The following is an 18409-nucleotide window of genomic DNA, read 5'->3' on the forward strand; positions in this document are numbered from 1 at the left end:
GAAGGCACTAGTCCAGGTGAACTTCTCCGGATCCCTCCATGACCTCTCCCAGAACTCCCAGACTGTCGGGGATGTCCAGATCCAGCACTCGCTCCGAATCTTCCGGGGAAAGAACAAAGAGAAAGCCCACGCCCATGTTGAAGACCCGATGCATTTCCTCGTCGCTCACATTTCCGCACTCGGCAATCCTGCGAAAAATCGAGGGGATCTCCCAGCGATCCCGGTGGATGCGAACCGAAAGACCTTCCGGGAGGATGCGGGGGATGTTGTCGACAAAGCCCCCGCCGGTAAGATGCACCATTCCCCGAACCTCGCAGTAGTCACGAAGAATCTGGAAGTGGGGAAGATAGCTGCGGTGAATGGCCAGCAGGGCATCGGCCAGGCTTCCTTCATCATGGGAGTCGTCCGGCGAGAGCCCACCCTCATCCAAGAGAACTTTCCGGGCCAGGCTGTAGCCATTGGTGTGCAGCCCCGTGGAAGACATGCCAAGAAGAAGGTCGCCGGGGCGGATTCTCGAACCGTCCACCAGGCTCTCCCGGGCTACAGCGCCCACGATACATCCGGCGAGGTCGTACTCCCCTGCGGGATAGAAGCCGGGCATCTCCGCCGTCTCGCCTGCGATGAGAGCGCAGGAATTCTCCTCACAGGCTTTGGCCATTCCCCCGATGACCGCCTCCAGCACTCCCTCCTCCAGTTGCCCTGTGGCAAAGTAGTCGAGAAAGAAGAGCGGCCTTGCGCCCTGCACGAGAATGTCGTTGACGCAGTGGTTGACCAGGCACTGCCCCACGGTATCGTGGCGTCCCGTCTGGAAAGCCAGCTTGAGTTTCGTCCCCACACCATCCACGCTGCTGACCAGAACATTTTCCTCAAGTCCCTGCAGATCGTAGAGCCCGCCGAAGGCACCCACGCCGGAGAGAACCCGCTGGTTCCAGGTGTTTCGGATCGAGGATCCCGCACCCTTGAGTGCAGAGCTGGCCCGGTCGATATCCACACCACTGTCGCTGTATTTCATAGTTTCCTCGCTAGGCTTCGTTCAGTGCGTCATAGACTTCGAAGGGGATGTCCTCATGAATAATCTCCAGTTCCCCACGATTGTAAAAACCCACGAAAACATCCACAACCTCGGGGTCAAACTGGCTCCCCCGATACTTCTTCATTTCCTCGATGGCTCGCTCCACGCTGAGAGCCTGTCGATAGGGTCGATTGCTGGTCATGGCGTCGAAGGTATCACAGAGATGAAGGATGCGCGCCATCAGGGGGATCTCCTCTCCGGAGATTCCCTCCGGATAGCCTTTCCCGTCGGGTCGCTCGTGATGGAACTTCACCACGCGAGCCGATTCCTCCAGGAACTTCAGTCTTTGAAGAATCTCGGCACCGATGGCCGGATGCCTTTTCATGTCCTCAAACTCAGCTTCGGTCAACTTGCCGGGTTTGGAAATGATCGAACCCTGGATTCCAATCTTCCCGATGTCGTGCAAGAGAGCGGCATATTCGAGAACCTGCATCTGCGAATCCGCAAGTCCCAGGCCCTCACCGACAAGAAGCGCGTAGCGGCTTACCCGGTAGGAGTGCCCGTGAGTGTAGGGATCCTTGGCATCAAGAGCCGTGGCCAGCGCTGAGAGTGTCGAGATATGAACTTCCCTCTGATCGAGGTAAAGCTTGTAGGCATACTTGATCAGCAAGAGTGGAATGATGAAAAGGGCCAGAGTCCAGGGAGCGATTTTGTAGACCAGCACGATGATCGCCGTAAAGGGAACAAAGGCGAGCAGGTGGCGGAGATTCCAGAGGTAGTTCGTTTTCCAGACCCTCACGGGGCTACGCTGGTCGGAAAGCCCGATCACGATGCTGACCAGGGATGTGTTGATCGCAAAATGCACCACCCCCACCAGAAGCAGGGGCAGGAGAATCAGGGGACTCCCGATCTGAACCTGCAGGTTACCGAAGGGAAAGTGCTGGAAAGCCAGACCGGCGAGTCCGGTGGACAGGGCAAGAACCGGAATGTTGAAGAAGATCTTCACCGGCGGACGACGATTGACGAAACCCTCCACGACCAGTGCGCTGAGTGCCTCTACCCAGGCGGCTGCTCCGGGCCCCAGAATCACGATGGATGCAAATGTCACCGGCGTGGAGACGCTCACCGATGCTCCACCGCGCGGGAGTGTCAGGTTCACAAGGTCAGCGATGATGGTCAGGAGAAGAAAAGTCAGGTAGGGAATCCAGGAAGCCAGGTCCAGATCGGCCGCCCAGATCCCGAGTGCCGCAAAGCCCAGGATGGACACACCCAGATAGTAGACCACGAAGGGCCAGCGAAATCCTCTTAGAAAATCCAGCATCCTGCTCCTACCGGGACTCGTATGAGCTTCGACAGGGCACAATGTGAAGGAAGGGAGGAATTAGGTCAAAGAAAAATCAGTGGATATCAAACTCAAGCGAGCTTCGGGGAGCCCAGACGCCACAGACCCGGTTCAGAGCGGAAAGTGTGGCCATGACGGCCGTCTTGCGGGTATCACGCTGAACCAGAGCCGATCCCGTAAAGGACTGAACGCCGGAGGAGTCCACGGCGGAAAGATAGACAACAAAGATATCCTCCTGCCCCATGGTCAGGATCCGGAACTGGGGATCAGAGAAGCGGGTCTCCGTGTCATGAAGCAGAAGCAGGGACTCCAGGGTTGCCCGTACGAGAGCGGAAAGATGTCCGGAAGGAGTGTCGGCGTCCACCGCCTCACCCACCGACTTCTGTCCCTTGATCGAGAGACTGACCTCCGCTCGAACCTCATTCTCTTCATGGGAAACCGAGATCTTCTGAATCAGAACCCGTTCCTGAGGGCGAGGGGGCTCCTCAATCAGCAACTCCCCGGCCTTTGGTTCCGGAGGAGGGTCCTCTTCAATCAGCAGTTGTCCGCTGGAGGGGGGATCGGCGATCACGACTCCGATCTTCCGGTGATCCACCTCCACGTCGGCCTTGACCTTGAGCAGAGAGTCCACATCGCGCGCTATCAGCCGCGGAGCGCGTCCACTGACCGCTGTCACATGAATCTCGGTAATATCGCCGGCAGCGTTCACCATCACACGACAACCGCTGACCTCATGGATGCCTTGAATCAGGCTCTCCAGAAAGGCGGCGTCAGGAGTGGAACCGGGTTTCATCATGGACAAGAAGGACTCCTGAGGAAGCAGAGGTAACTTAGGTCCATTGTAGCACAGCGAGGGAGCAGAATCCAGTCCCACAAAAAAGGAAGTATTACTGAATTACAAGAGAGTTCAAAGAGCCAATAGCTCGGTAAACTGCCGAAGTCGATGGCGGAATTCCGCCTGGCTCTTCCTCTGAAGTCCCGACACCCCAAGGCCTTCGACGGCCATGCTTCCCAGAACCGATCCGGCCAGAACGGCCGGGCGAAGGCAGGACTCCTCGAGCCGGGGCTCTCGGGCCAGAAAGCCCATTACACCACCAGCAAAGGAGTCTCCCGCTCCCGTGGGATCGCGGGGATCAGCCAGCGGAAAAGAGGGAAAGGGAATGACCTTCTCTCCGAGAAAAAGCAGCACGCCGTGCTCTCCTTTTTTCAGGAGGCAGGCAGAAGGACCCATGTCCAATAACTTCCTTCCAGCACTTACCAGATTATTGTCACCACTGAGAAGGCGGGCTTCCTCATCATTGATAAAAAGAAGGTCCACTTTTGCGATTACTTTTTTCAGATCTGCCGGACAGCTTTCGATCCAGAGGTTCATGGTGTCGAGGGCCAGCAGGACTGGATGGTCCACCTGTTCGAGGACCTGCCACTGCAGGGCAGGATGGATGTTGGCCAGAAAGACCGTCTCGCTCTTTCGGTAGGATTCGGGCAGTTTCGCCTGGAAGTTCTCGAATACCCCCAGTTTTGTGTAGAGTGTCTTCCTCTCGGAAAAATCCTCCTTGTAAACTCCCCCCCAGCGGAAGGTCTCCCCTGAAGCCCGCTCCACTCCCTCGATGTCCGCTGGCAGAGCGGACAGGAGTGCCAGATCCTCTTCGGCAAAGTCCTCCCCGACCACCGCAACAATTCTCGGAATGGCTCCGGCCAGAGAGGCCGCCAGACTGAAATGCGAAGCACTTCCCCCCAGAAGCCCTTCTCCCTTTTCGCTGGCAGTTTCAATGTCATCGTAGGCAAGAGAACCCACGACCAGTAGAGGCTCACTCATGCTACATCCTCTCGGGTGCATCCACACCCATCAGGGAAAGACCATTGGCGAGAACCTGCCGGCTGGCTCGCGACAGGGCCAGTCTTGCCACGCTGAGCTCCCGATCCTCCGAGACAATCTGATGCTCGTGGTAGAAGCGGTGAAAGAGCGTGGACACATCGCTCAGATAGCTGAAAAGCCGATTCGGCTCCCGGGCTTCCGCTGAGGAAGCCAGGATCTCCGGGAAGCGTTCGAGCGCACGAATCAGGGCCAGCTCTTCCTCACAGTTCAGCCTCTGCAGCTCGACTTCCTCTTCTCCACTGAAGCCCGCCTCGGCCGCCTTTCTCAGGAGACCGGAGATTCTGGCAGTTGCGTACTGCGCGTAGAAGACCGGACTCTTGCTGCTCTGTTCACGGGCAAGATCGAGATCGAAATCCAGGTGGCTTTCCGCACGGCGAGTAAGGAAGTAGCAGCGGGCCACATCCACGCCCACTTCCCGGATCAGATCCTCCATGGTGACGAACTCACCGGCCCGCTTGCTCATGGAAACGGCCTCGCCCCCTTCCATCAGGGTCACCCATTGCAGAAGAATGACTTCGATCCAGTCTGAGCCCTTGCCGATGGCCTCCGCGATTGCTTTCAGCCTCGCCACATAACCATGGTGATCCGGCCCGAGAACATAGATCGCCTTGCTGAAGCCCCGGTCCCGTTTGTCGATGGCATAGGCAACATCGGCCAGAAAGTAGGTAGGAGTTCCATCGCTTCTTTGGATCACGCGATCCTTGTCGTCCCCGAAATCGCTGGAACGGAACCAGAGAGCGCCCTCTTCCTCGTAGCAGAGCTTTTGCGAAACCAGAAAGTCCCGGGCTGAATCGAGATGCCCCCCTTCATGGAGAGTCCTCTCGCTGAACCAGACATCGAAGGGAGAACGGAAACCCTCCATCTGGGTTCGGATCTGCTCGCCGATGCGGACAATCGCCCAGCCGGCAAAAGCTGCATGGCACTCCTCTTCCGGGAGACTCTGCCACTGCGAGACCATTGCGGAGTCCAGCTCAGCTGCAAGATCCTTCAGATAGATCCCGTGGTAGCCGTTCTCCGGGATCTCCAGCGCCTCGCCCTTCCCCTCTTTCCACCGGGCAAGAAGACTGGCTCCGAGTTTGAGAACCTGTTTCCCTGCATCGTTCAGGTAGTATTCACTGGTGCTCTCATAGCCGGCGAAACGGAAGATATTCGAAAGCGTGGAACCAAAGGCGGCGGCGCGAGCAGAAACCACCACCGGGGGGCCGGTAGGATTCGCACTGACGAATTCCAGATTGATCTTCTGACCCCGCCCGGCATCACTTCTGCCGAACTCGGCTCCCGCCTTCAGGATTGTATGAAGGATGCCCTGCACCTCGCCCATTGCCAGGCGAAAGTTGAGAAAACCGGGACCGGCCACTTCGACCGTCGCACGGCCGGACAAGTCTCGATTGCAGTGTTCTGCCAGATGTGCCGCAAGATCCCTTGGCGAGAGCCCCAGTTTCTTTGAGAAGATCATGGCCGCATTGCTGGCAAGATCTCCATGGGAAGGATCGCGCGGAAGCTCCAGGCCAAGTCTTCCGAAGTCTGCGTCTTCCAGTTGAGAGGCTTCTTCAAGGGCGAGAATGCCCGCTTTCAGGGACTGAAGGATCTCCGATTTCATGCGTTCCGATCCCCGGCCGGAAGATCCTCGACTCTTTCCATCTTCGCATCGCCCCAAAGGCGCTCAAGACCGTAGTAGTCGCGAGTTTCTTCACGAAAAACATGGACAATCACATGAACATAATCGAGAAGAACCCAGCGCAGGGTGTCATGCCCTTCTATGTGCCAGGGTTTCACTTTTTCCTCACCTTTGCTCTCTTCCAGGAGGGAATCCTCGATATGCTTGCTGATCGCCTTCACGTGAACATCGCTGCCGCCCGAGCAAATAACGAAGAAATCCGCAATGGAACTGAGTCCCTTCAGGTCCATGATCACCACATCCCCGGCCTTCTTTTCCAGAGCAATTTGCGCCGCTCTCAGTGCCAGCGTTTTCCTCACTGTTAAATCCACGCTGCCTCGATTCAGAAAGGTCGTTCGATTACATAGTCTGCTGCTGCGCCCAGAGCAAGGCGGACCGGACTCTCGGGCAAGAGCTTCAGGGCTTCCCGGGCTTCCAGCCCCAGACTTCTTGCTTCTTCAAGAGAGGAATCGACTCCTCCCGAGAGACGAACCCACTCCAGAAGCTCTCCGGTGTCCCTGTTCCGAAACAGTTCCATCATTTTTTCTCTCTCCGATTTCTCCGCGCCGTCGAGAGCACGAAGGAAGGGAAGGGTCTGTTTCCCCTCCGCCAGATCCGAGCCCACCGGTTTTCCCAGTGTCGATTCATCTGAGCGGTAGTCGAGCACATCATCCACGATCTGGAAGGCCATCCCGATCTTCCGGCCGAAGGTCCCCAGAGCTTCCACCTCCCGGTCGGAGCGGCCGGAGAGAATTGCCCCCGTCCGACAGGATGACTCGATCAGTCGGGCGGTCTTCTCATAGATCACCCGGAAATAGGCCTCCTCGTCAATCTCCCCGCCCTCTTTCAACTCCAGTTGAAGAAGCTCGCCGATGCTCATCTGGTGGACGGTTCTTGCAAGAAGCCCGAGCACAGCCGTCAGTTCCGCTTCCACCAGAAGAGTAATGGCACGGGAGTATATGTAGTCGGCCATCAAAATGGAAGGACCGTCCCCGAAGCGGTGGTTCAGGGTCGGAAGCCCCCGGCGCTTCTGGCTGCAATCAACCACATCATCGTGAAGCAGCGTGGCCGTGTGGATCATTTCCACCACCGCGCCCGCAAGAAGGGTCGAAGAGGAGCTTTCTCCCGGCTTGCCCGCGGAGAGGATCACGAGAGCGGGACGAAACATCTTTCCCCGTACCTCGAGAACCGCATCGGAAAGTCTCCGAATATAGGGAATCCCGGAGGAAAGACTGTCGTCAATCCTCTCTTCCACGCGCGCGAGGTCTTCCTTCAGGGAAGAAGAAAGTCCCGTTGCGCCTAGCTGAAGCCCTTTCAGGAAACCGGTGTGCATCAATCCTCACTTCCTCGAGGCGAAATTATCACGGGTCTTCTGCACTGTCAACGCGCCCCCGCTTGCCTCTGGCAAGAATCGCAATCAGGGCACTGAGCAGGTAGAGCAAGAAGAGAGGAAGGGTCATCGCAATCTGGCTGATGAGATCCGGAGGCGTGAGAAGAGAGGAAAACAGGAGCATCAAGAGCAGGGCAATTCGCCATTGGGAAAGCAACCAGCCCGGAGAAACCACTCCCAGCACGCTCAGCACAAGAATGACGACGGGTAACTGGAAGACAATACCAAAGGCCAGACTGAGGCGCGACACCACCGAGAAGAGCTGGCTGATCCCGACCGTCATCTCCGTACCTTCAGGACTGAGACCGAAGAAGTAGTTCATCATGATCGGGATGATCACCGTGTAGGCAAAGTAGCTGCCAAGGTAGAAGAGGACGACCGAGGAAAGGAAGACCGGGAAGATCCGTCGTTTCTCCGGAAGAAAAAGGCCCGGGGCAATGAAAGCCCAGATCTGGTAGAAAATGAAGGGAAGGCCGAGGAAGAGGGCGGTGAAGGCACTCACCTTCAGTCGAATCAGGAAGGCCTCGGGCGGTGAAAAGATGTGTGCGGCTTCCTCGTTTGGAAGAAGCTCGGTGATGAGCACCAGGATTCTCTCAGAAAATGCCCAGCAGAGCAGGGTCCCCACGATCAGCACCCCGAAACTCACGGCCAGCACCTTTCTCAGTGCCTTCAGGTGATCCAATAGCGGCATGCTCTTCAGGGCTTCGGACATCTCCTAGAGCTTCTTCAGGCTTGAGGCCGCCGTCACGCTCTGTTCCATGGATTTCTCTCCACCGAGGGCTTTGCCACGCGCATCAAAGTCCTGCATGCTGAGATTTATGTCGAGCTTGGTCTGGCTTCGCAGGAAAAAACGATGCTCCCGGGAGTAGAGACCTTCTCCGCTGATCCGGATCTTGCCCCGGGTTTGCGAACTGACCTCCCCGGACTTAGCCTGTTCATCCAGTTCAATGAAGCCCTTGAACTTCAGCCTTGCACAGGGATGTCCCCGGAAGTCCTGCATTCCTGTCCAGGTCACGGTCATCTGCACCTTGTCTGCCATCTTTGCAGAATCCTCGGGAAGCATGTCCCTCGCTTTAATAGGAAGCTCCACCGCTTCGCCATAGGGAAGAGCTTCTTCGAGGGTCAAGGCTTCCATGGGAACAAGCCCCATCTGCAACTGCGAAAAGACCTGCATGAACTCGGGATCCTTGTTTGGCTTATTCAGGATCTCCATTCCCTTGTCATCATCAAAAGAGTAGATGGCACTGAAGCCCTCAAGGCGGGAGAAAGCCTTGATCGGCTCATAGCCGGTCGCTGCGCCACTTCTTTGCATGGCCTTGACCTTGCTAAAGCGAACCTTCGCCGTACGCAGGGAATCGCTCTCCTTCCAGTGACTGACCTTCCAGTCGAAGGTAAGAAAGGACTCCATCACCATGCCGCTGAACTGGGAGGTGGAACTGATTTCCGCAGCAAACTCCAGGTCGCGGGACTCTGGGTTGAAGACGACTTTCAGGGGAGGAAGAGAGGTATCCGTCCTGAGCCCGGGTTCCTCTCCCCCACATCCGAGCAGCAGAAGCAGGAACAGATACAACATCAGTTTCTTCATGAGTCCCCCTTTTCTCTTTCCCGAAGCAATCGTTCCATTTCCTCGGCGAACTGGCTCAATTCCGTAAAGCGGCGATAGACAGAAGCGAAGCGTACATAGGCCACCTCATCAAGGTCCCGCAGGCGGAGGATCAGTTCCTCCCCTATTTTCTGGGCCGTGATTTCCTGGGCCAAACCTGAATAGATGACCTCCTGCTCCACCTCATCAACCAGTGTCTCAAGATCCTCGCGTGCAACGGGGCGCTTCTCGCAGGCTTTCAAGAGACCGGAGAGCATCTTCTCACGCGAGTAGGATTCCCGTGTTCCGTTGGACTTCACCACGGTAACCGGGCCGTGTTCGACATACTCGTAGGTAGTGTAGCGGGCGGAACAGGCAATACACTCCCGCCTCCTGCGAATGGCCTCTCCCTCACGCGTGCTGCGGGAATCGACCACCTTGTCTTCCTGATGGCCGCAAAAGGGACACTTCAAGGTCACCTCCCTAGCTGGGGAAGACCGCCCTGGAGTTCTCCGCGTAGAGCGGGAAAGCCGCGGTCAGTTCTTTCACCTTGTTGAAGACCCTTTGCTGAACCTCGGGATCCGCTTCCTCTCCCCGGATGCTGTCCAGCACATCAGCGACCAGGCCGCCGGTGATGGCCAGCTCCGGCTCCCGGAATCCCCGGGTACTGATGGCCGGTGTTCCGATGCGGATTCCGCTGGTCACAAAGGGACTTCTCTCATCAAAGGGAACCGTATTCTTGTTGACGGTAATGCCTGCGCCTTCGAGAGCTTCCTCGGCACTCTTTCCTGTCACATCACTGCCCCGGAAGTTCACCAGAATCTGGTGATTGTCGGTTCCTCCGGAGACAAGAGTGTAGCCTCTTTCGATCAGGGCCTCCGCCAGTGCCTTGGCATTGGACACGATCTGGGCCGCATAGTCGCGGAACTCCGGACGCAGGGCCTCCTGGAAACAGACCGCCTTGGCAGCAATGACATGCATGAAGGGGCCGCCCTGGTTGCCCGGGAAATTCGTCTTGTTGATGGCCCCCACATGTTCCTTCTTCTCCAGAATCAGGCCACCGCGCGGGCCACGGAGAGTCTTGTGAGTGGTACTGGTCACGACATCGGCCCAGGGAACGGGACTGGGGTGAACTCCTCCGGCCACCAGACCCGCAATGTGTGCCATGTCGACCATCAGCAGTGCCCCGACCTCATCGGCCACCTGGCGGAACTTCTCGAAATCAATAAACCGGGGATAGGCACTGGCTCCCGCCACGATCATCTTCGGGCTGCTATCCCGGGCAATGTCTGCGAGTGCTTCATAGTCGATCGTTTCCTCGCCTTCCTTCACGCCATAGGGAACGACCTTGAAGAACTTGCCCGAAAAGTTCAGGGGATGCCCATGGGAGAGGTGTCCACCATGAGAGAGGTTCATGCCCATGATCGTGTCGCCCGGCTCCAGGAAGGCCATGTAGGCCGTGATGTTCGCCTGGGTTCCGGAGTGGGGCTGAACATTGGCACGATCGGAGCCGAAGAGTTTCCTCGCGCGGTTTCTGGCAAGGATTTCGATCTCATCGACATTCGCGCATCCGCCGTAATAGCGTTTACCGGGATAGCCTTCCGCATACTTGTTCGTCAGTACGGAACCCATGGCCTGCATCACGGCCGGAGAGACGAAGTTCTCCGATGCAATCAACTCGAGTCCCTCTTCCTGGCGATGCAACTCACCCTTCATCGCTTCGAACACTTCCGGATCCATGTTTCGGATGATCTCCACATTCCCTCCAAAGACATTGCTGTCTGTCTTGCCTAATCCCTCGCCTCGTAGTCAGCGACCTGTTGCAACCTTCTTGCATGACGATCCCCTTCAAAAGGGGTGTCAATCCAGCGAAGAAGCCAGGCGAAGGCAGTTTCTTCCTCCAGCCAGTTCCCCGGGAGAATCAGAAGATTCGCATCATTGTGTTGCCTTGAAAGAATCAGCGAGGACTCATCATAGACCAGAGCCGCCCGGATTCCCGGCACCTTGTTCGCCGCAATCGACATTCCGATCCCGGTTCCGCAGATGAGAACCCCCCGCTCCGCCTCGCCCGATGCCACGGCCTCCGCCACGGAAAAGGCAAAGAGCGGATAGTCCACAGACTCTCCGCCCTCGCTTCCCCGGTCGATGATTTCGTGACCAGCCTCCCGGAGAAAGCCGATCAGGGCATCCTTGAGTTTCACTCCCCGGTGATCCGTCCCCAGGGCGATTCGCATTACTTCGCCACCGCAGCCGATTTGACAAAGGTCAGCCATTCGTAGCGATCCTTCTCGCTCCCGTCAAACATGCCGAAGAAACGATCCTGCAGTTTCTTCGCCACGGGTCCACGTCCACCGGTGCCGATTTCAATCCGGTCGATGCTGCGGATCGGGGTCACCTCCGAGGCCGAGCCTGTGAAGAACACCTCGTCTGCCAGATAGAGCATCTCGCGGGGAATGTTCTGCTCCCGAACCTCGTAGCCCATTTCCTCAAGCAGGGTGATGATCGTGTTTCGGGTGATTCCCACGAGAATGGAACCGCTGATCGGGGTCGTGTAGACCACATCGCCCTGAACCAGGAAGATGTTCTCCCCGCTTCCCTCGCTTACGTATCCACTGACATCGAGTCCAATGCCCTCGACATAGCCGTTGGTGATCGCTTCCATCTTGATCAACTGGCTGTTCATGTAGTTGCTGGCTGCCTTTGCCATGTTCGGCATGGTGTTCGGGGCCATTCGTGCCCAACTGGAAACACAGACGTCCACCCCTTTTTCCAGAGCCTCAGGACCGAGGTACTTGCCCCACTCCCAGACTGCGATCGCCACATCAATGGGGCTCCCGGCCGGATCCACGCCCACGGTGCCGTAGCCACGGTAAACAACGGGCCGAATGTAGCACTCCTCCAGCTTGTTGATGATCACGGTCTCCAGCATGGCGTCCCGAAGTTCCTCAAAGCTGAAGGGAACCTCCATGCGATAGATTTTCGAGGAATCCAGGAGCCTGCGAACGTGATCATCAAGACGGAAGACCGCCGAGCCCTGGGGAGTCTGGTAAACCCGGATTCCCTCGAAGACACTGCTTCCATAATGGATCACATGACTGAGAACATGAATCTTCGCATCGTCCCAGTCGACAAGCTGCCCGTTCATCCAGATAGTATCGGCCTTCTTGACCGCCATGTCCGCCTCCCTGAGCTGTTCAGCCCTGTTCGATCCTGCGGAATCCCTCTTCCAGGTATTCCAGGATCCTGCGGAAAGTTGCTTCGTATGCCGCCCGTTCCTGTCCGTAGGGATCCTCAAGATCAGGCCCCGGGGTGCTTTCCCCCGCCCATTCACTGAAGAGAAGAACCTGCGATCCGAAGCCATCAAGTGCCTCTCTCTGCGAGGCCTCCATGACGAGGATCAGGTCCACGCCACCGCTTTCATCAAGGCTCCTGGATCGATGTCCCGAAAGGTCCAGACCTTCTTCGGCGAGAATCTCCCTGGCTTCCTTCGAAGCGGGCTGTCCACCGCTGGCCCGAATCCCTGCTGAACGGAAGTCCAGCGAGAGCCCTCGCTCAGAGGCCATGGCTCGAGCAAGAACTTCCGCCATGGGACTCCGACAGGTGTTACCGGTGCAAACGAAGAGAATCGTCTTGTTCTTCATCCCCGAGTCGGTTCGAGATCCAGTTTTGGGCGGACCTGCCCCTCTCTCAGGATCCGGGGCGGGTCCACGGTCAGGTCGACCAGAGTGGAAGCCTGGGGTCCCTCCTTCGCGATTCGTTTCTCAAGGGAGGAATCCGAAGCCACGAGATCGACCTTATCTGCATACAGCATAACAATTTCAGCGGCAGTTTCAAGGGGAGGCTCGCCGCTGGGATTGACACTGGTGGAAATCAGAAAGTCATCGATAAGCGAAAGTAAATGAAGGAGATAGCTGTTATCAGGAATGCGAAATGCCAGGCGCCGAATGCCGGCCTCTTCGGTGCAGAGTTCATCGGGAGCTTCCGGGAGAGCTTCCAGGAGGAAGGAGACCGGGCCCGGGCAGTTCTGCTTCACAAAGGCGAGAACCCGGTCATCCACCTTTGCCCAACGGGCCATCATCTCCGCAGAATCGCTGAGAAGGATAAATCCCCGGGAGTCTTCATCACAGCCCTTGAGGACGCAAATTCTGCTGGCCATCCCTGGCCAGGAAGCCAGGCCATGGAATCCGTAGAGGGTGTCCGTGGGCAAAGCCGCGATTCCTCCCACTGTAAGGGTGCGGATTGCTGCCAGGGCTGTTCGGGGATCTTCCACCTTGCTCAGTACATCGCTCATGACTGTTTCCATTCCTCCATGATAGCAAGCAACCTGTCTCTGACTTCCCTGTCGTCGACAGCAAGAATTCGTCCGGCAAGAAGAGCCGCATTGACTGCGCCCGTCTTGCCAATGGCCACCGTGGCCACCGGAACTCCGCGAGGCATTTGAGCCATAGACAGGAGGGCATCCACTCCCTGAAGAGCGCCCCCCTGAACAGGAACCCCGATCACGGGGAGCAGAGTATGGGCGGCCACCACTCCGGGAAGGGCGGCACTCAATCCAGCAACAGCAATAATGGCCCGAAGTCCTCTCTCTTCCGCACTTCCCGCAAAGTCCGCGACCAGAGCCGGGTCACGGTGAGCACTGGCCACGCGCGACTCCCAGACAACTCCCAAGCGGTCGAGGACATCGGTCATCGGCTCCAGAAGAGCTTCATCGCTTTTGCTTCCAAGAACGATCCCGACCCGTGCTTTCTCACTCATGCTTTCCCTTTCATCTCCAGGGCCCGCCAGCCGATATCCCTTCGGTACTGCATTCCTTCAAACTGGATTCTCTCAATACGACGGTAACAGCGTTCACGGGCTTCTGCAAGGTCCTCTCCCCGGGCCGTCACCCCGAGAACCCGTCCTCCGGAATTGACGAGCCCTCCTGTCTCCAGACATGTACCCGCATGGAAGACCACCGACTCATCGTAGTCTCTTCCCAGCCCCTCGATGGAATATCCCGTGTCACTGGCCGAAGGATAGCCCCGGGAAGCCAGAACCACCACCATGGAACTACCATCTCGCTCCCGAAGCGCTTCCGTCTCCAGATTACCCCGGGCGGCCGAGTCCAGAAGAACTCCCAGATCTCCCTCGAGAAGCAGCATCAGTGCCTGCGTTTCCGGATCTCCAAACCGACAGTTGAACTCCAGAACCCGGGGCCCTGAGGCGGTCATCATCAAACCCGCGTAGAGAACTCCCCGGTAATCAAGCCCGTCTTTGGCAAGACCCTTCAGAGCCTTGCCAAACACCTCATCGGCAATCGTTTTCAATCCTTCGGCATCCATCGTGGGAACCGGGCCATAGGCTCCCATTCCGCCGGTATTGGGGCCAAGGTCATTTTCCAGGGCGCGTTTATGATCCTGACTGGAGGGAAGAAGGAAGTAATCCTTTCCATCCAGAACGGCCAAAAGGGAAACTTCATAGCCTTCCAGCCTTTCCTCGATCAACAGGGTCTTTCCCGCCTCCCCGAAGCTGCCCTCTTCCAGCATGGCCCTCCCTGCGTGAAGAGCCTCCTCCCGGCTTTCCGGCAGAAGCACACCCTTGCCGGCAGCAAGGCCATCAGCCTTGAGGACAATGGAGTCTCCCATTTCATCAAGAGCCTTTTCCAGGGAATCACCCTCGCCGAGCGTAAGTGATCGGGCCGTGGGGATGCCATGGCGGATCATGAAGTCCTTGGCAAAGGACTTGGAGCCTTCCAGACGAGCCGCCTCCTGGCCGGGGCCGAAGACGGCAATGCCTCGCTCGCGAAGCCGGTCGGCAAGGCCATCCACCAGAGACTGCTCCGGGCCGATGACCACAAGGTCCGGCGCCATCGACGCGATCGCCTCTTCTTCGCTCCTGCCCTCAAACAGGGCCACCGAGAGGTTCCAGCCTGCAAGAGCCGTCCCCCCGTTGCCGGGCCAGACCCGAAGCTCGCTGACACTGGAAGACCGGGAAAGACGCCAGGCAAGGGCGTGTTCCCGCCCTCCGGAACCGAGAACCAGAATTCTCACAATTTCCCCCTTTGCATCAGGAAATAACGGAGATCAGGAAAAAACTCAAGCCCTATCCTCGATCAAAGGGGCGCCCAAGGGCAGCAGGAGCCCGACTGTGGCCAATCATGCCGGCCAGGGCGACCATGGTGATCAGGTAGGGAAACATCTGGACGAAGCGCACCGGGAGCCAGGCTATGTGCAAATGCCCCTGCAGAGCCTCGGCAAAACCGAAGAGCAGGGTAGCCGCCAGCAGACCCTTCGGGCTCCATTTTCCGAAAATCAATGCCGCCAGAGCGATAAAGCCACGACCGGCACTCATGTTTTTCACAAAATAGTGGGCATTGAGACTGAGAAAGGCTCCTCCGAGCCCCGCAAAGGCCCCACTGAGCAAGACCCCGTAGAGCCGCATACGAAGAACAGGGATCCCCAGAGATTGAGCAGCCTCGGGATGCTCTCCGACAGAGCGAAGACGCAGACCAAAACGGGTTCGAAAGAGAAGCAGGGAAGAGAGGGGCAAAAGAAGGAAGACCAAAATGGTCAGAGGAGGAATCTCCACCAGAAAACCGGCATGGATTCCGGTTTCAAGCCGGGGAGAGTTGCTTCCGCTGTCAAAGATCACCCACATGAGAAACTCGGTAAGGCCGATGGCCAACAGGTTCAGAGCCACGCCGCTGACAATCTGGTCGACATGAAAACGGAGAGTAGCCAGCGCATGCAGGGAGGAGAAAAGAACTCCTGCGAGCAAGGCCGCCAGAACACCGATGATCGCAGAACCGGTCGCCCAGGTGGCCGCAGCTGCCGCAAAAGCACCCACCAGCAGAATCCCTTCCAGGGCGATATTCACGACACCGCCCCGCTCGGAGAACATGCCTCCCATTCCCGCAAAGAGAAGCGGCGTTGCCGTACGCAGGGTGCCGAAGAGCAGGGCAATCATGTGACAGCCCCCTTGCCGCGCCGCCGTTTGCGTCTTGTTGCGGATTCACTCATGGCAAGCACCAGAACAATCACCAGCGCCTGCATCACCACGACCAGTTCCCGGGGAACCTCCGTGAATATATCAATCTCCAGGGCCCCCGTGTTCAGGAAGCCGAAGAGCAGGGCGGCCAGCACCACGCCAAAGGGATGATTGCGACCCATCAGGGCCACGGCAATGCCCAGAAAGCCCAGACCACTGGAGAAATTGTCCAGAAAGCGGTGACGGTAGAGAAGGACTTCATGCACTCCGACCAGGCCCGCCAATGCACCACTGACAGCCATGGCTCTTACGGTCAGCGCCCCGGTGCGAATCCCGCCATAGTGTGCTGCCACCGGATTCAGACCGCTCACGCGAAGGCGGTAGCCCTCCACGCTTCGCCGGAACACGATGAAGACGATCACTGCCACGAGGAGAGCAAGAAGGAAGGAGGGACCCAGAGGGTTTGCAGAGTCCAGTCCCATTGCAAGTCCGAGCTTCGAGTGCGCAAAAGGATGAAGCTGGTAGGACTCCCCGATTTCATAAGTATGGGGAATCATCTGTCCCGCTTCCTTGAGATGATGCACCACCAGATATCCGGTTAGACCCAAGGCTATGAAGTTCATCATGATCGTATTGATCACTTCATGCACGCCGAAGCGAGCGCGCAGATAGCCGGGAATCGCGCCCCAGGCGGCACCGCCGGTCGCCGCCGCAAGAACCGCAAGAGGAAGAGCCAGAATGGCGGGAAGGCCGGGAAGAAGCAGGGGAACAAGAGCGGCGAAAAAGGCACCCATGTAGAGTTGGCCCTCGCCGCCGATATTGAAGAGCCCCGCGCGGAAGGCATAAGACACGGACAGGCCGGTAAAGATCAGCGGAGTTGCGTCATTGAGAACCCGGGCAAATCCATCCACACTGGCCAGACCTTCACGAAAGAGAAGGGCAAAGATGGCAAGGGGATTTTCGCCGATGGCAAGGATGATCGCAGAACTGATGAGGAAGGTAAGAGCCAGAGCCGCCACGGGAGGCCACAGGGACTCCAGAATCTCCGCGCCCAGTCTCTTCCAGTTTCTCATGAGACGGCCTCCGGGTTTGCACCCGTGATGTAAAGTCCCAGTTCCTCTTCATCGGTCGTAGATGCGTCCAGAATACGAAGCAGCCTTCCCCGGTAAAGCACTCCAATCCGGTCGCAGAGAGCCAGAAGTTCACTCAACTCGGAAGAGAAAAGAAGAATGGCCATCCCCCGGTCCCTTCTCTCCAGAAGAATCCTGTGAATGGATTCAATCGCCCCTACATCCACGCCTCTTGTAGGCTGACTGGCAATCAGGATGCGAGGATCGTGAGCCAGTTCCCGGGAGAGGATGAGCTTCTGCTGGTTTCCTCCTGACAGCTCCCTCGCACTTTGAGCAGGATCATGAACCCGCACGTCCAGACTCTCAATTCGCTGCCGGGCCACTTCCCGAATCCGGCTCCGGTGAAACAAGCCCCGGGTGGAAAGGGGAGCTTCCCCTTCTTCTCCGAGAATCAGGTTCTCTTCCAGACTCATGTCCAGAAGAAGCCCGGTCTTCTGCCGGTCCTCGGGCACGTGGCGAATTCCCAAAGCTCTCGCAGTCCGCGGATCCAGTGCGTCCCACTCTCTTCCCTCCACTTGAATCGACCCGCGGTCGGGAGGAATCATGCCGGAGAGGATCCCCGCCAGTTCCCTTTGCCCATTTCCCTCCACGCCTGCAAAACCGAGAATCTCCCCCTCCCGAATGTCAAAGTTCACATCCTCCAGCGGTCTGCGCTCAGGAGTCGCTTCGAGAGAAAGGGCCTCCGCCAAGAGACAGACCGGACCAGGCCGGGAAGGCTTCTTGTCCACAGTGAAGAGAACCTCCCGCCCCACCATTCGGCGGGCCAGCTCCTCGGGACTTGCCTCTGCATGAGGGAGGCGGCCCTGGTATTTGCCCCGACGCATGACATCAATTTCCTCGGCCAGGCTCATGACCTCATCCAGCTTGTGGCTGATCAGGACGATGGTCTTTCCCTCCTCGCGCAGCGAGCGGAGGATTGTGAAGAGAAAGCGACTTTCCTGAGGCGTCAACACGCCGGTGGGCTCATCGAAAATCAGGAACTCTGCCCCGCGGTAAAGAACCTTCAGAATCTCCACCCGCTGGCATTCTCCCACGGAAAGGCTGGAGACAGGAGCATCGGGATCCACATCAAGGTGAAAGCGGTCGGCATAGTCCAGAACGCTGCGCCGGGCTGCCGAATGATCAAGCAGGCCCCGAGCTATGGGCTCCGAACCCAGAACCACATTTTCCGCCACAGAGAGTGTGTCGACGAGCATGAAATGCTGATGAACCATTCCGATTCCCGAACGGATTGCATCCTGGGGGCTTCGAAAGACGGTCGGTTTATCCTCGATAAGGATGCTTCCTGAATCCGGGGACAGCATGCCGTAGAGGAGGTGCATGAGGGTACTCTTGCCGGCTCCGTTTTCGCCGACCAGTGCATAGAGACAGGCTTCGTGATAATCCAGACTGATGTCATCAACGGCACAGAAGGTGCCGAAACTTCGGCGGAGATTCCGGAGACCGACCTTCAC

The 18409-nt window shown here is 57.7% G+C and carries 20 protein-coding genes; all 20 read right to left on the reverse strand.

All coding sequences use genetic code 11. From position 1 onward, the window contains the following. Nucleotides 1-7 precede the first annotated feature (7 nt). The 20 genes from purM to QGH30_02870 all read right to left on the reverse strand — a co-directional run bounded on the left by purM (nucleotide 8) and on the right by QGH30_02870 (nucleotide 18409). Nucleotides 8-1012 carry a phosphoribosylformylglycinamidine cyclo-ligase gene (gene purM, locus QGH30_02775; protein ID MDP7021257.1) on the reverse strand — a complete coding sequence of 335 codons (1005 nt, stop codon included), beginning with the start codon at nucleotides 1010-1012 and terminating at the stop codon, nucleotides 8-10. A gap of 10 nt (nucleotides 1013-1022) precedes the next feature. Beyond that, complete coding sequence (locus QGH30_02780) at nucleotides 1023-2333, reverse strand: HD-GYP domain-containing protein (GenBank protein ID MDP7021258.1); 1311 nt, start codon at nucleotides 2331-2333, stop codon at nucleotides 1023-1025. Between the two features lie 76 nt (nucleotides 2334-2409). After that, nucleotides 2410-3147, reverse strand: coding sequence for a hypothetical protein (locus QGH30_02785; protein MDP7021259.1), 738 nt, complete (start codon nucleotides 3145-3147; stop codon nucleotides 2410-2412). 114 nt (nucleotides 3148-3261) lie between these two features. Beyond that, nucleotides 3262-4170, reverse strand: coding sequence for a PfkB family carbohydrate kinase (locus QGH30_02790; GenBank protein MDP7021260.1), 909 nt, complete (start codon nucleotides 4168-4170; stop codon nucleotides 3262-3264). A 1-nt stretch (nucleotide 4171) separates the two neighbouring features. Beyond that, nucleotides 4172-5830, reverse strand: a complete 1659-nt coding sequence (argS, locus tag QGH30_02795) for an arginine--tRNA ligase (GenBank protein ID MDP7021261.1) — start codon at nucleotides 5828-5830, stop codon at nucleotides 4172-4174. After that, the gene (rsfS, locus tag QGH30_02800) at nucleotides 5827-6207 is read right to left on the reverse strand and encodes a ribosome silencing factor (GenBank protein ID MDP7021262.1); all 381 of its coding nucleotides are present in this window, start codon (nucleotides 6205-6207) and stop codon (nucleotides 5827-5829) included. Before rsfS ends, argS begins: the two co-directional genes overlap by 4 nt. A gap of 23 nt (nucleotides 6208-6230) precedes the next feature. Further along, entirely contained in the window at nucleotides 6231-7220 is a 990-nt protein-coding gene (locus QGH30_02805; protein MDP7021263.1) for a polyprenyl synthetase family protein, read from the reverse strand. Nucleotides 7221-7248: 28 nt separating this feature from the next. Then, nucleotides 7249-7989 carry a twin-arginine translocase subunit TatC gene (gene tatC / locus QGH30_02810; protein ID MDP7021264.1) on the reverse strand — a complete coding sequence of 247 codons (741 nt, stop codon included), beginning with the start codon at nucleotides 7987-7989 and terminating at the stop codon, nucleotides 7249-7251. A gap of 3 nt (nucleotides 7990-7992) precedes the next feature. Continuing rightward, nucleotides 7993-8862, reverse strand: coding sequence for a hypothetical protein (locus tag QGH30_02815; protein MDP7021265.1), 870 nt, complete (start codon nucleotides 8860-8862; stop codon nucleotides 7993-7995). Then, on the reverse strand, nucleotides 8859-9332 hold the full coding sequence (gene nrdR, locus QGH30_02820; protein ID MDP7021266.1) for a transcriptional regulator NrdR: 474 nt from the start codon (nucleotides 9330-9332) through the stop codon (nucleotides 8859-8861). Before nrdR ends, QGH30_02815 begins: the two co-directional genes overlap by 4 nt. 10 nt (nucleotides 9333-9342) lie before the next feature. Then, nucleotides 9343-10599: a serine hydroxymethyltransferase gene (glyA, locus tag QGH30_02825; protein ID MDP7021267.1), complete on the reverse strand. Its 1257-nt coding sequence runs from the start codon at nucleotides 10597-10599 to the stop codon at nucleotides 9343-9345. Between the two features lie 50 nt (nucleotides 10600-10649). After that, nucleotides 10650-11093 carry a ribose 5-phosphate isomerase B gene (gene rpiB, locus QGH30_02830; protein MDP7021268.1) on the reverse strand — a complete coding sequence of 148 codons (444 nt, stop codon included), beginning with the start codon at nucleotides 11091-11093 and terminating at the stop codon, nucleotides 10650-10652. Beyond that, nucleotides 11093-12034, reverse strand: coding sequence for a branched-chain amino acid transaminase (locus tag QGH30_02835; GenBank protein MDP7021269.1), 942 nt, complete (start codon nucleotides 12032-12034; stop codon nucleotides 11093-11095). Before QGH30_02835 ends, rpiB begins: the two co-directional genes overlap by 1 nt. Before the next feature lie 19 nt (nucleotides 12035-12053). Beyond that, nucleotides 12054-12500, reverse strand: a complete 447-nt coding sequence (locus QGH30_02840) for a low molecular weight protein arginine phosphatase (protein ID MDP7021270.1) — start codon at nucleotides 12498-12500, stop codon at nucleotides 12054-12056. After that, nucleotides 12497-13150 carry an L-threonylcarbamoyladenylate synthase gene (locus QGH30_02845; GenBank protein ID MDP7021271.1) on the reverse strand — a complete coding sequence of 218 codons (654 nt, stop codon included), beginning with the start codon at nucleotides 13148-13150 and terminating at the stop codon, nucleotides 12497-12499. The genes QGH30_02840 and QGH30_02845 overlap by 4 nt, the downstream gene beginning before the upstream one ends. Further along, entirely contained in the window at nucleotides 13147-13614 is a 468-nt protein-coding gene (gene purE, locus QGH30_02850; GenBank protein MDP7021272.1) for a 5-(carboxyamino)imidazole ribonucleotide mutase, read from the reverse strand. Before purE ends, QGH30_02845 begins: the two co-directional genes overlap by 4 nt. Continuing rightward, on the reverse strand, nucleotides 13611-14888 hold the full coding sequence (purD, locus tag QGH30_02855; protein ID MDP7021273.1) for a phosphoribosylamine--glycine ligase: 1278 nt from the start codon (nucleotides 14886-14888) through the stop codon (nucleotides 13611-13613). Before purD ends, purE begins: the two co-directional genes overlap by 4 nt. Nucleotides 14889-14940: 52 nt before the next feature. Further along, nucleotides 14941-15804 carry an ABC transporter permease gene (locus tag QGH30_02860; protein ID MDP7021274.1) on the reverse strand — a complete coding sequence of 288 codons (864 nt, stop codon included), beginning with the start codon at nucleotides 15802-15804 and terminating at the stop codon, nucleotides 14941-14943. Then, entirely contained in the window at nucleotides 15801-16898 is a 1098-nt protein-coding gene (locus tag QGH30_02865; protein ID MDP7021275.1) for an ABC transporter permease, read from the reverse strand. Before QGH30_02865 ends, QGH30_02860 begins: the two co-directional genes overlap by 4 nt. Next, a complete protein-coding gene (locus QGH30_02870) occupies nucleotides 16895-18409 on the reverse strand; it encodes an ABC transporter ATP-binding protein (GenBank protein ID MDP7021276.1) in 1515 nt (504 codons plus the stop codon). Before QGH30_02870 ends, QGH30_02865 begins: the two co-directional genes overlap by 4 nt.

The sequence above is a fragment of the Candidatus Krumholzibacteriia bacterium genome (genome assembly GCA_030748535.1).
In the GTDB taxonomy this organism is placed as follows: domain Bacteria; phylum Krumholzibacteriota; class Krumholzibacteriia; order JACNKJ01; family JACNKJ01; genus JASMLU01.